The following is a 17,275-nucleotide window of genomic DNA, read 5'->3' as shown; positions in this document are numbered from 1 at the left end:
CCAGGACGACAAACGACAAAGCACGGCAAACGACGAAAAACCGCGCAGCGAAAGCCGCGCGGCTCTTATTCGTCACAAATCGAAAGCTTAGTTTAGCTCGCCACACTGGCCTGCGGCGTCGAGCGCTCGATCAGCATTTGCCGGACGGTCGACATCGAAGCACTCAGTTCGCTGATGGCATCGTCGATCAGCGCCCGCTGCTTCTGCAGGCGGGCAAGCTGCTTCTCCGACTTGTCGAGCGCCAGCCGCAATTGCTTGGTGTTGGAGCCGTTCGGATCGTAGAGGTCCATCATCTGCTTGACGTCACGCAGCGAGAACCCGACCTTGCGGCCAAGCAGGATCAGCTTCAGCCGGGCCCTGTCGCGGCGTGTATAAAGACGGGTCGAGCCGTCGCGCTGCGGGTTGAGCAGACCCTTGTCCTCATAGAAACGCAGCGTACGCAGCGTCACTCCGTATTTCTTGGCCATTTCGCCGATGCGGACAAGCTCTTCACCGGCTTCGCTCGACATATCGTTGGTGTTGGCCGCGGCTTGGCCGGGCGAAATAAGTTTCATGGTCACTGGCTTTCCCCGTCTGGTGGCGTCGCGGTCGCCGACCTTGCGTCGCCTGAGTGAAAGCGGGGGCGTGCTTCCACTCGTGGTTTCAACAAACAAATCGCAAACGGCGTAATCCGCTCATTTACGTTTACGTCAATTCTATATCGATAGCCGCCTCAGCACGCAAGAGTGTTCTGGTCTTGCAACTTTATGCCGCAGCACCAGCGGACAACCTAAAAGGTCGTTGCCGATTTCGGGAGCGATCATGCGGCTGATCAAAATTCTACAACGTCTTTTGCGCGTCCAAAAAAGACACCCGCGCCGTCGGCAGCCAGCCGACAAAGTTGCAACTTCTTAAGCTTGGTTAACGCGTTGTTTACCACGTTGGGGCGAAATGTGCGCATGTCGGTTACCCGTGTCTATCCTGTACTGAATTTTTCACGGTTTTTCGGAGCGCGGATGAGACCGGGAAGCTCGTCTTCCACTGCAACAAGCCAAGCAGTCGCCTTCGTCCCGGCAGGACTTTGGGAACCTGGTGAAAGCCAGCAATTCTGAAACGGGCGCATTGATGAACAGCAAGCGGTCCTACCTCGATACACTCAACGCCGGCAGGCAACGCCGGCCGCACACGACGCTTGAAGAGCTCAACCGCTCCCTGGAAACTCTGGAGCAGCGGCTGGAGCGGACGCGCGAGGAGACGGCAAGCCACCCCGATCCGCGCCGACCAGCGGCAGAACCACGCTATCCCAGCGCCCAACCCTATGGCCAGCAGCGCCGGTATGAGAATCCACGCGCGCAGCGGCCGAAAGGTCCAGCAGCGGCTTTCGACCAGAATTACCAGGCGATCGCCCGCGATATCGACCGGGTGCGCGGCCAGGAGGACGGCGTCGCCCTAGCCGGCAAGATCGCCGGGGAATTGCGCGGCCTGCGCGAAGAGTTGCGCCAGCAGATGACCTCCGGCATGCAACGCGAGTTCGAGGTACTGCGGAAGAATATTGAGCGAGCCTTCCAGTCAAATGGCGGCGGCAAAGGCAGCGCCGAACTCAGCGTCGAATTCGAGCGGCTTTCCGGCGCCATCCAGACACTGGCCGAAAAAAGCGACGACAGAAGCGTCAATATGCTGCGGCTCGAGCTTGAGCAGGTCAAAGCCGCGCTCGATACGCTAGCGCGCGAGGAGAGCGTGCAGGCGGTCGGACGCCGCTGGGACGATTTCGACCGCCGCTGGAACGCTTTCGAGGATCGCGTCGAGGCCGATCAGCGCAAGCGTTCCGATGCACCCGGCCTGTCGGCGCTGACGGAGCGGCTCGAACAGATCAGCAATGCCGTCAGCAATCTGCCGGAATCGCTGTCGCTGCGCTCGCTCGAGGAAAAGGTCCGCACGCTTGCCGGAGCGGTCGACCATTTCGCCCGCCAGCAGGACAATCGCGGCGGCGACACATTCAGTCAGATCGACGAGCGGCTCGACGAGATTTCCCGCGCGATCGTCGCCTCGACGGTTGCCGCGCAAGCCAATTCGTTCGACCCCGAGCCCTTCGAACGCATCGAGAAGCGGATCGATTCACTGGCCCAGCAAATCGAAGAAGTGTCGCAGGATCGTCCGGGTCGGGAGGTCATCGACCGTCTCAACACATTGTCGAGCCGCGTGGATGAACTGGCCGGCCGAGCCAATCTGCCGGAACAGGCGATGGAGCGCCTTGCCAGGCAAGTCGCGCTTATTGCCGACAAGATCGACCACGCACCTGCCATGCCCGACGCCGACTACATCTTCCAGGGGCTCGAGCAGCGCTTCGACGTGCTGTCCAGCATGATGGAACGTCGCCAGGGCGACGCAATCGAACAAGGCAACATGCTGTTTCGCGACCTTGAGCGCCGGTTGGACGAGGTCGCCGACAGGCTAGACCAGCGCATGCCGCAGGTCGATAGCGCCGGCATCATGGATGCCATCGACGCCCGCTTCACCGCGCTGGCCAAGCGGATTGAGACGCGCGTTCCAGATCCCGCCAACGAGGCGGCGATCCGTGGCCTGGAGAGCCGGCTCGAAGACATCTCAAGCCGGCTGGATTCGTCCGCGGCACAGGTCGCCAGCATCGACCCGGCGTTGATCCGCAGCCTTGAAGCGCAGGTCGCCGGCCTGGCGGCGCATCTTTCCAAGCCCGGCACGCCGCTGCCGGAATTCGACGACATCAGCCCGCGTCTCAACGAAATCGAGAAGTCGCTGGCCGGAACCCGCGATTCCATCCTCGGCGCGGCGCGCGAGGCGGCTGAGAGTGCCGTCCGCTCACTGGCCGGATCAAGCGCCAACACGGCGGCCGTCACCGGCCTCGCCCAGGACCTGAAGACGCTCGAGGCACTGACGCGGCGTTCGGACGAGCGCAATTCGAGAACGTTCGAGGCTATCCACGATACGCTGCTCAAGATCGTTGACAGGCTTGGTTCATTGGAGACGGGCGAACCGGCAAGCGCGGAGTTGAGCAAGCGTTTCGGCCGGCCATCCAAGATCTCGGTGCAGGACGCACCGTCGATGGACCTCGACCAGCCGCTGCCGTTGACGGGCAGCATGGCCGATCTCGACGGCCGCGCCGCGGCGCTCGTGCGCGACGAGCCAGGTCCGCGTACGCCAGCCGAGGCCGCCGCCGCAGCAGCCCTGGCGGCTCTCGGTTCAGACACGACGCGTGAAAAAACCGAGCAAGGCGGCGGCAGGAAATCGATGTTAGGCGGGCTGGCGCGCGCCTTGAAGGGCAAGAAGGACGCCGAGATGCCGCCGCTTGCAGGCTCGGCGCAGAGCGCCGAGGTACCGAGCGTCGATCTCGACGAGCCCCTCGACCCCAAGCTCGCCAACCGGCCACTGGAACCCGGCTCCGGCGCACCCGACCTCAGCGCCATCATGAAGCGCGTGCGCGACGAGCGCGGGCAGCCGACCCGGGAAGGCGGCGCTGAGGCGGCGAAATCGGACTTCATCGCGGCAGCCAGACGGGCCGCGCAAGCGGCGGCCGCCGAGGCGGACGCCCTCAAGCGCCAGTCGACGATGAAAGGCCCGGTCAAGGCGCTCAGGATCGGCGACCTGCTCAAGGCGCGGCGCAAACCGATCCTGATGGGGGCAATCGCGATCATGCTGGCGCTTGCCGGCCTGCAACTGGGCAAAGCCTTCTTCTCCGACCCGGTCGAAGTCACCAACAATGAGGCGGCACCGGCCGTGGCCGTACAGCCGGTGGAAACCGCTTTGGCCAGCGTTGCCAGCGAGCCGAAGGCGGACGCGCAGACGACAACACAGGAGAGCGCGCCGTCGCCCACCGTCAGGCAGGCAGAGCCATCCGCATCGATAACCAAGGACGACACGGCGGCGCAAACCGGCCCCGCTACACCGGCAGCCGAGACATCGACGGCGCCCTCGGCTTCCGCGGCGCCCGCTGACCTGGCGGCGCAAGACACCGCGGCCGCAGTGCCCGCGCCGGCAGCGGCGACGGCCAGCGACGCCGAGCCAATGGCTGCCGCGCCTGCTATAGCCACCGCTGCGACCCAGGACACGACCGGCACGGTGCCGCCGGCGGATGCTGCCGCGGCAGGCGTTGCCAAGATCGACGTTCCGGCCGATGCCGGTCCGGCCGCCCTGCGCGATGCAGCGGCCGGCGGCGACGCCAAAGCGCTGTTCGAGATCGGCTCGCGCTACGCCGAGTCTCGCGGCGTCAAAGAAGACATGGCGGCGGCGGCTAAATGGTATGAGAAAGCTGCCGAACTCGGTTTCGCACCGGCAGAATACCGCATCGGCAATTTCTACGAGAAGGGCATCGGCGTCGCACGCGACATCAAGAAAGCGAAAACCTGGTACCAGCTTGCCGCAGCGCAGGGCAATGCCAGCGCGATGCACAATCTTGCCGTGCTGTTTGCGATGGCGGCGGATGGCGTGACCGACAATGAATCGGCAGCGCGCTGGTTCCAGGCGGCGGCGGATCTCGGTGTCAAGGATAGCCAGTTCAATCTCGGCATCCTCGCGGCGAAGGGCGTCGGCATGAAGCAGAACCTCGAGGAGAGCTACAAATGGTTCGCACTCGTCGCCAAGACCGGCGACAAGGATGCGGCGGCCAAGCGCGACGAGATCGCCAAGGCGCTGAGGCCCGAGCAGCTGGAGCGTGCGCGGGCCGCGGCTGAACTGTGGAAGGCCAAGCCGCTCGATCCAGCCGCCAATTCGGCCGACGTTCCCGAATCGTGGCAGGACGGCACACCGCAGACGACCGCCGGCATCGACATGAAAAAAGCGGTCCAGAACATCCAGCGCATTCTCAACAAGAACGGCTACGAGGCCGGCAATCCCGACGGCATGATGGGCCAAAAAACCAAGAACGCGATCATGGCCTTCCAGGCCGACAACGATATGAAGGCAACCGGCGCGATCGACGAAAAGCTGGTCAAGGCGCTGCTTGCGCGTAAATAACGGCGGATGCGTCGTTTCCGCGACGCCCTTGCCACAGATTTGCCTGTTAACTGATTGAGTTGTTTTTTGTTTCGGCGGTGCGGCGAAGTTTGACTTCACGGCCCGGCCGGCGCAAGAACGAGATAGCCTTCTGACGCAAAATGCCCGCAACGGTTGCATTCGCCAGGAGGCAAACTGATCGAGACTGACGGGTGGGCATCTATCTCCCGATCGCGGAAATTTCCGTCAACATCTTCGTGCTGCTGGCCATGGGTGCGGCGGTGGGTTTCCTGTCGGGCATGTTCGGCGTGGGCGGCGGCTTTCTCATTACGCCGCTGCTGATCTTCTACAACATACCGCCGGCAATCGCGGTCGCCACCGGCGCCAACCAGGTCATCGCTTCCTCCTTCTCCGGCGCCCTGTCGCACATGAAGCGCGGCACGCTCGACTTCAAGCTCGGCGGCGTGCTTTTAGCCGGCGGCATCGTCGGCTCGACCGGTGGTATCTATGTCTTTGCGCTCCTGCGCCGGCTCGGCCAGCTCGACCTGTTCATCTCGCTGCTCTACGTCGTGCTGCTCGGCACCGTCGGCGGACTGATGCTTGTCGAGAGCGTCAATGCGCTGCGCGCCACTCGCAGCGGCGCCGCATCGGTGTTGAAGAAATCCGGCCAGCATAATTGGATCCACCGCCTGCCGCTGAAGATGCGGTTCAGGGCCTCGAAGCTCTTCGTCAGCGTCATTCCGGTGCTTGGGCTGGGCGCGGCGATTGGCTTCCTGTCCTCGATCATGGGCGTCGGCGGCGGCTTCATCATGGTGCCGGCCCTGATCTACCTTTTGAAAGTGCCGACCAACGTCGTCATCGGCACCTCGCTGTTCCAGATCATCTTCACCTCGGCTTACACCACGCTGGTCCACGCCACTACCAACCAGACGGTCGACGTCATGCTCGCCTTCCTGTTGATGGCAGGCGGCGTCGCCGGCGCGCAATATGGCGCCAAGGCTGGTCAGAGGCTGCGGGGCGAGCAACTCAGGGCGCTGCTGGCGCTGCTCGTGCTGGCGGTAGCCATCCGGCTTGCCATCGATCTTTTCGTCACGCCGCCCAATCTCTATTCTCTGTCCGGCGTGGGCCTGAGCTGATGGCCGGCCTAAGGACGCTCGCGGCCGCCGCCTTGCTGTCGCTGCTGGCTGCTGCGCCACCGGCGAAGGCGCAGGCGCCACTAACCGAAAACATCCAGATCGGCCTTTCCACCGACAATGTCTCGATTACCGCCGGCTTTTCCGGCGCCGACCTGACCATTTTCGGCTCACTGGAAAATGCCGATCCGCTTGTCGCGCGGCAAGGGCGCTACGACGTGATCGTCGTGCTGGAAGGCCCGGCTCGGCCGGTCGTCGTGCGCCGCAAGGACCGGGTGCTCGGCGTCTGGGTCAATCTGGAGTCGGAGACCTTCAAAAACGTACCTGTCTCCTATTCGGTGGCGACGACGCGGCCGCTGCAGGACGTCACCGATCCGAACAGCTACAAGCAGCTGTCGCTTGGCGCCTCCAACCTCTATTTGCAGCCGGCCGACGCGGAGGACAGCCCGGCGACAATCGAGGAGTTCACCGCCGCGCTGCGCGAACGCAAGGCGGCGACCGGCCTCTACAGCGAGAATGTCGGCGGTGTGCAGTTCCTGTCGCAGAACCTGTTCCGCGCCACCGTCAGGCTCGCCCCAAACGTTCCGGTCGGCACCCATAAGGCCCGCGCGTTCCTGTTCAAGAGCGGCCTGTTCATCAAGGAAAGCTCCGCCCAGCTCGAAATCCGCAAGTCCGGTTTCGAACAGTCGATCTTCCGCGTCGCGCACGACTATTCCTTCCTCTACGGTGTCTTTGCCGTATCGCTGGCCATGCTGACCGGCTGGCTCGGAAGACTGGTGTTCAGGAAAGACTGAACTCTCGTAAAAGTGGTTTCCCTTTCCGAGGGTATGGGTTAGACCGCGACCCCCGGCCCCGACCGGATACGAGCTGCTGCTCCCCAAATCAGAACTACAGGAACGCACGATGCGACCAGCATTTGCCGGTATCGACTTCGGCACTTCGAATTCCACCGTGAGCGTGGTCAGGAACGGGCAGCCGCGGCTGGTGGCGTTGGAAGACGGCCAGGTCACGCTGCCCAGTGCGGTATTCTTCAATTTCGAGGACAACCGCACCTATTTCGGGCGACGCGCCCTTGCCAACTATACGGACAGTATCGAAGGCCGCCTGATGCGCTCGCTGAAGAGTGTGCTCGGCAGCTCGCTTGCCCACGAAAAGACGCGCATCAAGGCGCGCTCGGTCGGCTTCATGGAGATTGTCGGCCTGTTCGTCGGCCATCTGAAAAAGAAGCTGGAAGAAGAAGCCCATGACGCGGTCGACAGCGTCGTGCTGGGACGGCCCGTGCAGTTCGTCGACGACGATGCCGAGGCCGACGCCAAGGCGGAGCACGAACTCGAAAATGCCGCTCGTGCCCACGGCTTCAAACATATCGCCTTCCAGTTCGAGCCGATCGCGGCGGCACTCGATTACGAACAGAAGGTGACGCGCGAGGAACTGGCGCTGATCGTCGACATGGGCGGCGGCACGTCCGACTTCTCAATCGTGCGGGTCTCGCCCGAGCGCGCCCGCTCGCTTGACCGCAAGGACGACATCCTGGCCAGCCGCGGCATCCACATCGGCGGCACCGACTTCGACCGGCTGTTGAGCATCGCCCATGTGATGCCGCAGCTCGGCCATCTCTCACCGACCAAGGATGGCAAACGTAATCTGCCGGCGAGCTACTTCATCGACCTGGCGACGTGGCAGCGCATCAACCTGGTCTATAACGCAAGGGCGATGACGCATCTGCGCCAGATCCGCTATGAGGCAGAGCGCGCAGACCTGGTCGACCGCTTCATCCACATCGTCGAGCATCGTTACGGCCACGCCCTGGCGGCGCTGGTCGAAAAGGCCAAGATCGAGCTGACGGACCGATCGTCGGCCGATGTCGAGGTCGCGCTGCCGGAGGTGAGGTTCACGGCAGAAATCACGCGCAAGAGTCTCGAAGCCACCATAGCCAGGGACATTGAGCGTGTTGCGGCTACGGTCGAGCAGACCATCCGCGACGCACAGGTGAAGGCCTCGGATATCACCGCGGTGTTCTTGACCGGCGGATCGACCGCGATCCCGCTGGCTAGGCAGCAGATCCTGGCGCTGGTGCCGCAGGCGTCGGTAATCGAAGGCGATGTGTTCGGCTCGGTCGGGCTTGGGCTGGCGCTCGACGCGCAGCGGAAGTTCGGCTGATCGGCTTAAAGCGGCGCGGCTCTCTCAGCTTTGCCGCCAAGATGCGCCTTGAGCGCCATCTGGGCCAGGCTTGGCTGCCGGTCGCGATGCGTGATCATGGCAAATTCGCGCTTCGGCAGATCGATCGGCACGGAACGCAGACTGCCTTCGGCGACCGCGCGCGCGACGACGAGTTCCGAAATGATGCTGGCGCCGGCGCCGGCCTCGACCGCCTGGCGAATAGCCTCATTGCTCGGCAATACCAGGAATATCTGCAGGTCCGCGAACGAAATCCCGTCGCGTCGGGCAAGGTCCTCCAGCGCCTCGCGCGTCCCCGACCCGCCTTCGCGAATGATCCAGCGAAGCCCGCCAAGGTCGGGATGTCCAGGCGAAACTTCTGCGATCTCAGGGTGCGAGCGCGCCACGACCAGCATCATGCGATCGATATCGAGCTTGGCACGGCGCAAAATGTCGGATTCGGTGCGCCCCTCGACCAGGCCAAAATCGGCTGCGCCATCAAGTACATTGGTCTCGACCTGCCTGGTGTTGCCAATGCTCACGCTCAGCCTGACGGCAGGATAGGCTTCGTGGAAAGAGGCGAGCCGGCGCGGCAGCCAATAACTGGCGATGGTCTGGCTGGCAGCGATCGAGAGACTGCCTGATATCGTCTGCGCGACATGCTCCAGCACATTGTGGGCGGCCGCAGTCCGCTCGAGGACCGCCTTGGCCTCGGGCAAGAATCGGCGTCCGGTCTCGGCGAGCTCGATATTGCGGCCCACTCGGTTGAACAACTGGACGCCGTGCTGCTGTTCGAGCGAGCGGATGGCGGCGGATGCGGCCGACTGTGAGATGCCCAGCAACTCGGCCGCTTTGGTCATGTGCGCCCGTTCGGCGACGGCGACGAAGATCCGCAACTGGTCCAGGGTCATTCCGACACTAAGAAGCAAATCCGATTGGAATTACAAGAGCAAGTTGTTAGACGGATCGGTCGCTTTGTTCTAAATTTTGACCCGAAATTGGAAAAAAGTCGCGCCAGAGCAGTCGAGGGTAGAATTGGTGGGGCGGTTCAAATCCGTGTTTGCGCACTGGACCCGCAGCCTGCGGCGGCGGCTCTTGGGTGAACGCTATCGGCCGGAAGAGCATTACATGCGCGGCCCCGGCCCGAAGACGAGAGCCAAGGTCGCGGAGCGCAAGAGCATCACCGGATCATGACCAACAACCTGCTGCGCGGAGCCAATTCGGCACCATCACAACGGCCGCTTGCCGATACGCGCGCGCCCGCTGAAGGCGACGGCGTCGATACGTCGCCCGATGTCTCCGACAGCATCGCCAAGACGACTTGCTACATGTGCGCCTGCCGCTGCGGCATCGACGTCCATATCAAGGACGGCAAGGTCCGCTACATCAACGGCAACAAGGATCACCCGGTCAACCGCGGTGTGCTGTGCGGCAAGGGCAGCGCCGGCATCATGCAGCATTACAGCCCGGCCCGGCTGAAGAAGCCGCTACTGCGCACCGGCCCGCGCGGCTCGGGTGAGTTCCGCGAAATCGAGTGGGAGGAAGCCTTGTCGATCGCGACAGAACGGCTTTCGAACATCCGCCGAACCGATCCGAAGAAACTTGCCTTCTTCACCGGGCGCGACCAGTCGCAATCGCTGACCGGCTGGTGGGCGAGCCAGTTCGGCACGCCGAATTTTGCCGCCCATGGCGGCTTCTGCTCGGTCAATATGGCGGCCGGCGGCCTCTACACGATTGGCGGTTCGTTCTGGGAGTTCGGCGAGCCCGACTGGGACAACACCAAATATTTCATGCTGTTCGGGGTTGCCGAAGACCATGATTCCAATCCGATCAAGATCGGCCTCGGCAAGCTCAAGGCGCGCGGCGCCAAGGTGGTTTCAATCAATCCCTGCCGCACCGGCTATAATGCAATTGCCGACGACTGGATCGGCATCCGGCCCGGCACCGACGGCCTGTTCGTATTCGCCCTCATCCATGAATTGTTGAAGGCTGGCCGCATCGATCTCGAGTACCTCTTGCGCTACACCAATGCCCACATCCTGGTCGTTCAGGAGCCTGGAGCTGTCGATGACGGGCTGTTCATGCGCAATGGCGACGGCAATCCGCTGGCTTGGGACAGGGTGGCGAAGATGCCTGTCAATGCCAGCGATGCCGACGCGAAGCCCGCATTGACCGGCAGCTTTCTCGTCGACGGCCGCCGCTGCGTGCCGGTCTTCCAACTCGTCGTCGACCGTTATCTGGACGAGACCTATTCACCGGACGCCGTCGCTGACCGGTGCGGCATCTCCGCCGACACCATCCGACGCATTGCCGCAGAACTCGCCCATGTCGCCTTCGAACAGCAAATCGAATTGCCGGTGGCCTGGACGGACTGGGCTGGCCGCCGGCACGAGACCATCAAGGGCCGCCCGGTGTCGATGCATGCGATGCGCGGCATCTCGGCCCATTCAAACGGTTTTCACTCTTGCCGGGCCATTCATCTGCTTCAGGTGCTTCTCGGCACGGTGGACGTGCCGGGCGGCTTCCGCTTCAAGCCTCCCTATCCGCGGTCCGCGCCGCCGGGTCCCAAGCCAGCCGGCAAGAATGTGAAGCCGATGACGCCGCTCGAGGGCATGCCGCTCGGCTTCGTCTGCGGGCCGGGGGACCTGCTGATCGATGAAGCCGGCAAGCCCATTCGTATCGACAAGGCCTACTCCTGGGATGCGCCGCTGGCCGCACACGGGCTCATGCACACGGTTATCCGCAACGCCTGGGCCGGCGATCCCTACACAATCGACACTCTGTTCATGTACATGTCCAACATGGCTTGGAACTCGTCGATGAACACCGTCGAGACGATGGCAATGCTGACCGATATCGATGCGTCGGGCGAGTACAAGATCCCGTTCATCATCTATTCCGACGCCTATTATTCCGAGACCCTGCCTTTTGCCGATCTGGTGCTGCCGGACACGACCTATCTCGAGCGTCATGACTGTATCAGTCTGCTCGACCGGCCTATCAGCCATGCCGACGGTCCGGGCGACGCCATCCGCCATCCCGTCGTCGAGCCGGACCGCGACGTCAGGCCGTTCCAGACGGTGCTGATCGAACTCGGCGCGCGGCTCAGCCTGCCCGGCTTCGTTGACGACGACGGCTCCGCCAAATACCGCGACTATGCCGACTACATCGTCAATCACGAGCGCACGCCAGGTGTCGGTCCGCTCGCCGGCTGGCGCGGCGAGGACGGGACCTCGGTCGGCAAGGGCGACGTCAATCCCGACCAGTTGCAGCGCTACATCGACAATGGCGGCTTCTGGCACCAGGACTTCGCCGCCGATCAGCGCTACTACAAGATGGCCAACCGCTCCTATCTCGACTTCGCCGAGAACATGGGCTTCATCCCGAAAGCCGAGCCGATCGTGTTCCAACTCTATTCGGAGCCGATGCAGCGCTTCCGCCTTGCGGCGCGCGGCCATGGCCGGGTGCTGCCGCCGGAGGCGGAGCGCAGCCGCATCGAGACCTATATGGATCCGCTGCCATTCTGGTATGCGCCCTTCGAAGAGGCTGCGGTCGACAGCCAAGCCTATCCGCTGCACGCGCTGACGCAGCGGCCGATGCACATGTACCATTCCTGGGGCGGGCAGAATGCCTGGCTAAGGCAGATCACCAGCCAGAACCGGCTGTTCGTGCACGATCGGACCGCCGCCAGCCTCGGGCTTGTCGATGACGACTGGGTGTGGATCGAGAGCATCAACGGCAAGGTCAAAGGACAGATCAAGCTGGTCGACGGCGTCAACGCCAATACGGTGTGGACCTGGAACGCGATCGGCAAACGACGCGGCAGCTGGGGGCTCAAGGACGACGCGGCCGAATCCAATCGCGGCTTCCTGCTCAACCACATCATCGGCGACCAGACCTCCGCCGATGCCAACGGCAAACGCTATTCGAATTCCGACCCGGTAACGGGCCAGGCCGCATGGTTCGACCTGCGCGTGCGCATCGTCAAATGCGCGCCCGAGGAAGCGGGCTTCACCGAACCGCAGTTCGAGCGGTTCCGCCAGCTGCCGGACTCTGAGCTCTCGCCCGATAAGCTTAGTTTCGGCGCCGAATTCCGCCGGGAAAGAGAAGCTGCCAAATGACTTGCCTTCCCACCCACACCGACAAAAAGCTCGGCCTTGTCATTGACCTCGACACCTGCGTCGGCTGCCAGGCCTGCGTTACCGCCTGCAAAGAATGGAACACCGGCGGCCATATGGCGCCGCTAACCGACATCGACCCCTATGGCGGCAATGTCGACGGCGTCTGGTTCAACCGCGTGCACAGTTATGAGCACATGACCGAGATGGGTGGGCGCACGGTCAATTTCCCACGCTCCTGCCTGCACTGCGAGACGCCGGCGTGCGTCACGGTCTGCCCGACCGGCGCCTCCTACAAGCGGGCGTCGGATGGCATCGTGCTGGTCGACGAGGATAAATGCATCGGCTGCAAACTGTGCAGCTGGGCCTGTCCCTACGGAGCGCGCGAATTCGACACCGATGTCGGCGTGATGAAGAAATGCACGTTGTGCGTCGACCGCATCTACAACGACAATCTGGCGGAAGAAGATCGCGTGCCGGCCTGCGTCGCTGCTTGCCCGACCAGCGCGCGGCATTTTGGCGATCTGGGCGATCCGGCATCCGCTATCTCGCAACTGGTGGCCGAGCGCGGCGGTGTCGATCTGATGCCGGAAATGGGCTATAAGCCGACCAACAAATATCTGCCGCCACGTGCCCACACCACCCGCGCCGCATCGGTGCCGGCGCCAGCGCTTGAAGCGGTGCGGGCCGAAGGCGGCTTCCTCGGCTGGGTCGACCGCATGCTTTCGAACTGACCCGTGCCTTCATGCATCCAGCCTTCTCCGTCGTCTTTTTCACCACGGCCACGGGCGCCGGTTACGGCCTGCTCGCGCTGCTTGGCGTGCTCGCCGGACAGGGCTTTATCCCGCCCGATTTCTGGCTTGGCCTCACCGGCATGGGGCTGGCGCTTGGCCTGATCTCGACAGGCCTGCTGTCGTCGGCCGGCCATCTCGGCCGGCCCGAACGCGCCTGGCGTGCCTTCTCGCAATGGCGTAGCTCATGGCTGTCGCGCGAAGGTGTTGCCTCGGTCGCCACCTTCGTGCCGGCGGGACTGTTCGGTATTGGCTGGGTGGTCCTCGGCCGTACGAGCGGCTGGGCGGCTGTCGCCGGGCTGCTCGCTGCCATCGGCGCGGTCGCAACCGTCTGCACCACCGGCATGATCTACGCGTCGTTGAAGCCGATTGCCCAGTGGCACAGCCGCTTCACCCTGCCCGCCTACCTGGTCTTTTCGGCGATGACCGGCAGCGTACTGCTCAACGCCCTGCTGCAGGGATTTGCCGCAGGCTCGAATATGCTTCTGGCGGCTGCCCTGTTGCTGACCGCGCTCGGCTGGGGTTTGAAGCTGGCGACCTGGCGATACAATGACAGGCTGGAGATCCCGACCAATGCCAACACCGCAACCGGGCTTTCCGGCGGCACGGTGCGGTCGCTGGAATGGCCGCATACCGAGGAAAACTATCTGCTCAAGGAGATGGGTTTTCGCATTGCGCGCAAGCACAGCGCTAAACTCCGCCAGATCACGCAGGTGCTGGCCTTTGCTTTGCCCGCGTTGCTGCTGGTCGCGGCGTTCGCCTTGCCGTGGCCCTATGCGGCAGCACTGTCGATACTCGCCGCAATCGCCCAACTCGCCGGAATGCTGGTCGAGCGCTGGCTGTTCTTCGCCGAGGCCAAGCACACGGTTACTTTGTACTACGGCAGGTAGGTTCAGCCCGGCCTGAGCATCGCGTGGGAAATCGCGAAAATGCGCTCTGTGCCAAGCATATAGGCCATCAGCGTTTCACGGCGGAACAGCCCGGCATAGGCGTGATCGAGCACGTTGAGCGAGCCGGTATAGGCGCCGAAAGCCGGCATGATCATGCGGCCGCCATCGCCGGCAAAGCAACGACGCCGCACCGAACGGCCTTGCTGCACGATGCGGGCGCAAGGATGCAGGTGGCCTGATATCTCGCCTTCCACTCTCACCGCCGAAGGCTCGTGCCGGAAGAGTAGCGAGCCTATGGCCAGCTCGCGCACGGTCTCGCCCGGCAGGTCGGCCGGCGCTTCAGGATCATGATTGCCGGCGACCCAGAACCAGTCGCGCCCGACCATCAGCCCTTCCAGCCTTTGGCGAAAGCTCGCGTGCATACGTGCGGCGCCGCCGCCATCGTGAAAACTGTCGCCCAGGCTGATAACGATCGCAGGCTGATAATCGGCGATCACCGCCTGCAGCCGGAGCAAAGTCGCACCGGTGTCGTAAGGTGGGACCAGCGTGCCGCGCCTGGCCAGTGATGAGCCTTTTTCCAGATGCAGGTCGGATACGGTCAGAAGCCGGAATTCGGGAAAATAGAGCACGCCGCGACGGTCGCAGATCGCGCGTTCGCCGGCGATACGGACAGCGCCCGCATCCGCCAGAGGCGCAGCCATGGCGAGCGCGACAGTCATTTCGTCCCCATGGCCTCCTCGACCAGCGTGGCAGCATCCATCAGCAGCGTGTCATCGGCCTCGCCGTGCACCGGCATTTTGCCGATCTCGAGCATGATCGGCACGGCGAGCGGCGATATCTGCTCGAGGTTCTTATGCATGATTCGACCTTGGACGCGCGAGAGCATCTCGGCAAGTCTGCTGACATCCAAGAGACCGGTCGCGGCATCGGCACGCGTCGCCTGCAAAAGGATATGGTCGGGCTCGTGGCTGCGCAGCGCGTCGTAGATGAGATCCGTCGACACGGTTACCTGGCGGCCGCTCTTCTCCTGCCCTGGGTGGCGTTTCTCGATCAATCCCGAGATCAGCGCGCAATTGCGAAAGGTGCGCTTCAACAACCAACTGCCGGCGAGCCAGGCTTCGAGGTCGTCGCCCAGCATGTCCTGATCGAATAGCGCAGCCAGCGACGGTTTCTTCGCCCTGAACATATGGCCCATATCGGCCAGCGACCATATGGCAAGCGCATAGTCGGTGGCGACGAAGCCGAGCGGCTTGGCTCCCGCCCTATCGAGGCGGCGGGTGAGCAGCATGCCGAGCGTCTGGTGCGCCAGCCTGCCCTCGAACGGATAGGCCACCAGATAGTAGCGGTTGCCGCGCGGAAAGGTCTCGATCAGCAGATCGTCGCGTTTCGGCAGCACCGACTTGTCGGCCTGAAAGCGTAACCAGTCGGCGACCTGCTCCGGCAGCTTCTTCCAGCGCTGCGGATCGTCCAGCATGGCGCGGACCTGTTCGGCCAGGTACGTCGAAAGCGGGAATTTGCCACCACCGTAATACGGCACCTTGGCGTCGCTGCCGGGTGCATTCGAGACAAAGCACTCATTCTCGCGGATACCTTCGAAGCGCAGCACCTTGCCGGCGAACATGAAGGTGTCGCCATGCGTCAGCGTTTCGAGGAACGCCTCCTCGATTTTGCCCAGAACCCGGCCGCCACGCGAAGCCGCGCCTCTGCTGCCGGCCTGGACATAGCGGACGTTGAGCGCCGGCACTTCGATGATGGTGCCGACATTGAGCCGGTATTGTTGGGCGACGCGAGGATTTGAGACCCGCCACAGCCCGTCCTTGTTGAGACGAATACGGGCGTAGCGTTCATAGTTCTTCAGCGCATAGCCGCCGGTGGCGACGAAATCGATGACGCGATCGAATGTCGGCCGATCGAGATCGGCATAGGGTGCTGCCGTTCGCACTTCCTCAAACAGCGCATCGGCATGGAACGGCGCACCGCAGGCACAGCCCAGCACGTGCTGCGCCAGGACGTCGAGCCCGCCATTGACCAGCGGCGGCGTATCCTGGGCACCGAGATAATTGGCGTCGAGCGCCGCCCTGCATTCCAGCACCTCGAAGCGGTTGGCCGGTATCAGGATCGCCTTCGACGGCTCGTCCATACGGTGGTTGGCGCGGCCGATGCGCTGCGCCAGCCGGCTGGCACCTTTCGGCGCGCCGACATGGACGACTAGATCGACATCGCCCCAGTCGATGCCGAGGTCGAGCGTCGACGTGGCGACGATGGCGCGCAGGGCGTTCTCGCCCATTGCCTTTTCGACACGCCGGCGCTGCGCGACGTCGAGCGAGCCGTGATGCAGCGCGATCGGCAACGTCTCCTCGTTGACCCGCCACAACTCCTGGAACAGCAACTCCGCCTGGCTGCGCGTGTTGACGAACAGCAGGGTTGTCTTGTGGCGCTTGATCTCGTTGTAGATTTCCGGCGTTGCGTAGCGGGCCGAATGTCCCGCCCACGGCACGCGCTCCTCCGAATCGAGAATGGAGATGTCGGGCTTGGCGCCGCCAGTGACGACGATCAGTTCGGCCATCGGCCCCGGTGGATTCTGGCTGACCAGCCAGCGCCGCAATTCGTCAGGCTCGGCGACCGTCGCCGACAGGCCTATCGTCTGCAGGGCGGGCACAAACGAGCGCAGCCGGGCCAGCCCGAGCGACAGGAGATGCCCGCGCTTCGAGGTCACCAGCGAATGCAATTCGTCGAGCACGACATAGCGCAGGTCCTCGAAGAAGCGCCTGGCATCGGGCGCGGCAATCAGCAGCGCCAATTGCTCGGGCGTGGTCAGGAGAATGTCGGGCGGCGCCAGCTTCTGCCGCTGGCGCTTGTGTGCGGGCGTGTCGCCGGTGCGCGTCTCGACGGTGACCGGCAGCCCGATTTCTTCGACGGGTTTGCCGAGATTGCGCTCGATGTCGACGGCCAGCGCCTTCAGCGGCGAGATGTAGAGTGTGTGGATGCCTCGATGCGCCTGCCCCGGCCTTCTCCTCGGCCGGCCGGCCAGTTCGGTCAGCGATGGCAAGAACCCGGCCAGCGTCTTGCCGGCGCCGGTCGGGGCGATTAGCAATACCGACCGGCCGCCCTGGGCTTTGGCCAGCAAATCGATCTGGTGGGCGCGCGGCGACCAGCCCTTTTCCGCAAACCATTTGACAAATGGCTCGGGCAGGACGACGGCGGCATTCTGTTCGGCAAGGCGCGGCTGCTCTGTCACGCGC

At 63.6% G+C, this 17,275-nt stretch carries 11 protein-coding genes; 7 read left to right on the top strand and 4 right to left on the bottom strand.

The window, feature by feature from the left end; genetic code table 11:
* Nucleotides 1–92: 92 nt before the first annotated feature.
* A complete protein-coding gene (locus tag NKH28_RS02780) occupies nt 93–554 on the bottom strand; it encodes a MerR family transcriptional regulator (protein ID WP_023677331.1) in 462 nt (153 codons plus the stop codon).
* A gap of 550 nt (nt 555–1,104) precedes the next feature.
* Here NKH28_RS02780 and NKH28_RS02775 point away from each other — a divergent pair.
* The 4 genes from NKH28_RS02775 to NKH28_RS02760 all read left to right on the top strand — a co-directional run bounded on the left by NKH28_RS02775 (nt 1,105) and on the right by NKH28_RS02760 (nt 8,237).
* Nucleotides 1,105–4,965, top strand: a complete 3,861-nt coding sequence (locus tag NKH28_RS02775) for a peptidoglycan-binding protein (RefSeq protein WP_352977705.1) — start codon at nt 1,105–1,107, stop codon at nt 4,963–4,965.
* A 191-nt stretch (nt 4,966–5,156) separates the two neighbouring features.
* Nucleotides 5,157–6,080 carry a sulfite exporter TauE/SafE family protein gene (locus NKH28_RS02770; RefSeq protein WP_352541290.1) on the top strand — a complete coding sequence of 308 codons (924 nt, stop codon included), beginning with the start codon at nt 5,157–5,159 and terminating at the stop codon, nt 6,078–6,080.
* Complete coding sequence (locus tag NKH28_RS02765) at nt 6,080–6,871, top strand: TIGR02186 family protein (protein ID WP_352455141.1); 792 nt, start codon at nt 6,080–6,082, stop codon at nt 6,869–6,871. The genes NKH28_RS02770 and NKH28_RS02765 overlap by 1 nt, the downstream gene beginning before the upstream one ends.
* A gap of 109 nt (nt 6,872–6,980) precedes the next feature.
* Nucleotides 6,981–8,237 (top strand): Hsp70 family protein, encoded by a 1,257-nt coding sequence (locus NKH28_RS02760; protein ID WP_352977703.1) that lies wholly within the window; start codon nt 6,981–6,983, stop codon nt 8,235–8,237.
* A gap of 5 nt (nt 8,238–8,242) precedes the next feature.
* Here NKH28_RS02760 and NKH28_RS02755 read toward each other — a convergent pair whose 3' ends face one another.
* Nucleotides 8,243–9,145 carry a LysR substrate-binding domain-containing protein gene (locus tag NKH28_RS02755; RefSeq protein WP_352541288.1) on the bottom strand — a complete coding sequence of 301 codons (903 nt, stop codon included), beginning with the start codon at nt 9,143–9,145 and terminating at the stop codon, nt 8,243–8,245.
* A gap of 279 nt (nt 9,146–9,424) precedes the next feature.
* On the opposite strand from NKH28_RS02755, the gene NKH28_RS02750 reads away from it, so the two are divergent.
* From NKH28_RS02750 to NKH28_RS02740, 3 genes are read left to right on the top strand one after another with little or no spacing between them, the layout of a single operon-like run.
* On the top strand, nt 9,425–12,355 hold the full coding sequence (locus NKH28_RS02750; RefSeq protein ID WP_352541287.1) for a molybdopterin oxidoreductase family protein: 2,931 nt from the start codon (nt 9,425–9,427) through the stop codon (nt 12,353–12,355).
* On the top strand, nt 12,352–13,086 hold the full coding sequence (locus NKH28_RS02745) for a 4Fe-4S dicluster domain-containing protein (protein ID WP_352541286.1): 735 nt from the start codon (nt 12,352–12,354) through the stop codon (nt 13,084–13,086). The genes NKH28_RS02750 and NKH28_RS02745 overlap by 4 nt, the downstream gene beginning before the upstream one ends.
* Nucleotides 13,087–13,097: 11 nt before the next feature.
* On the top strand, nt 13,098–14,033 hold the full coding sequence (locus NKH28_RS02740; protein WP_023676943.1) for a dimethyl sulfoxide reductase anchor subunit family protein: 936 nt from the start codon (nt 13,098–13,100) through the stop codon (nt 14,031–14,033).
* Between the two features lie 2 nt (nt 14,034–14,035).
* Here NKH28_RS02740 and pdeM read toward each other — a convergent pair whose 3' ends face one another.
* Nucleotides 14,036–14,752, bottom strand: a complete 717-nt coding sequence (pdeM, locus tag NKH28_RS02735; protein WP_352541285.1) for a ligase-associated DNA damage response endonuclease PdeM — start codon at nt 14,750–14,752, stop codon at nt 14,036–14,038.
* On the bottom strand, nt 14,749–17,271 hold the full coding sequence (locus tag NKH28_RS02730; protein WP_352541284.1) for a ligase-associated DNA damage response DEXH box helicase: 2,523 nt from the start codon (nt 17,269–17,271) through the stop codon (nt 14,749–14,751). Before NKH28_RS02730 ends, pdeM begins: the two co-directional genes overlap by 4 nt.
* Between the last annotated feature and the right edge of the window lie 4 nt (nt 17,272–17,275).

The sequence above is a fragment of the Mesorhizobium sp. M1227 genome, assembly GCF_040318315.1.
GTDB lineage: Bacteria > Pseudomonadota > Alphaproteobacteria > Rhizobiales > Rhizobiaceae > Mesorhizobium.
This window is presented reverse-complemented; position numbering and strand designations above follow the sequence as displayed.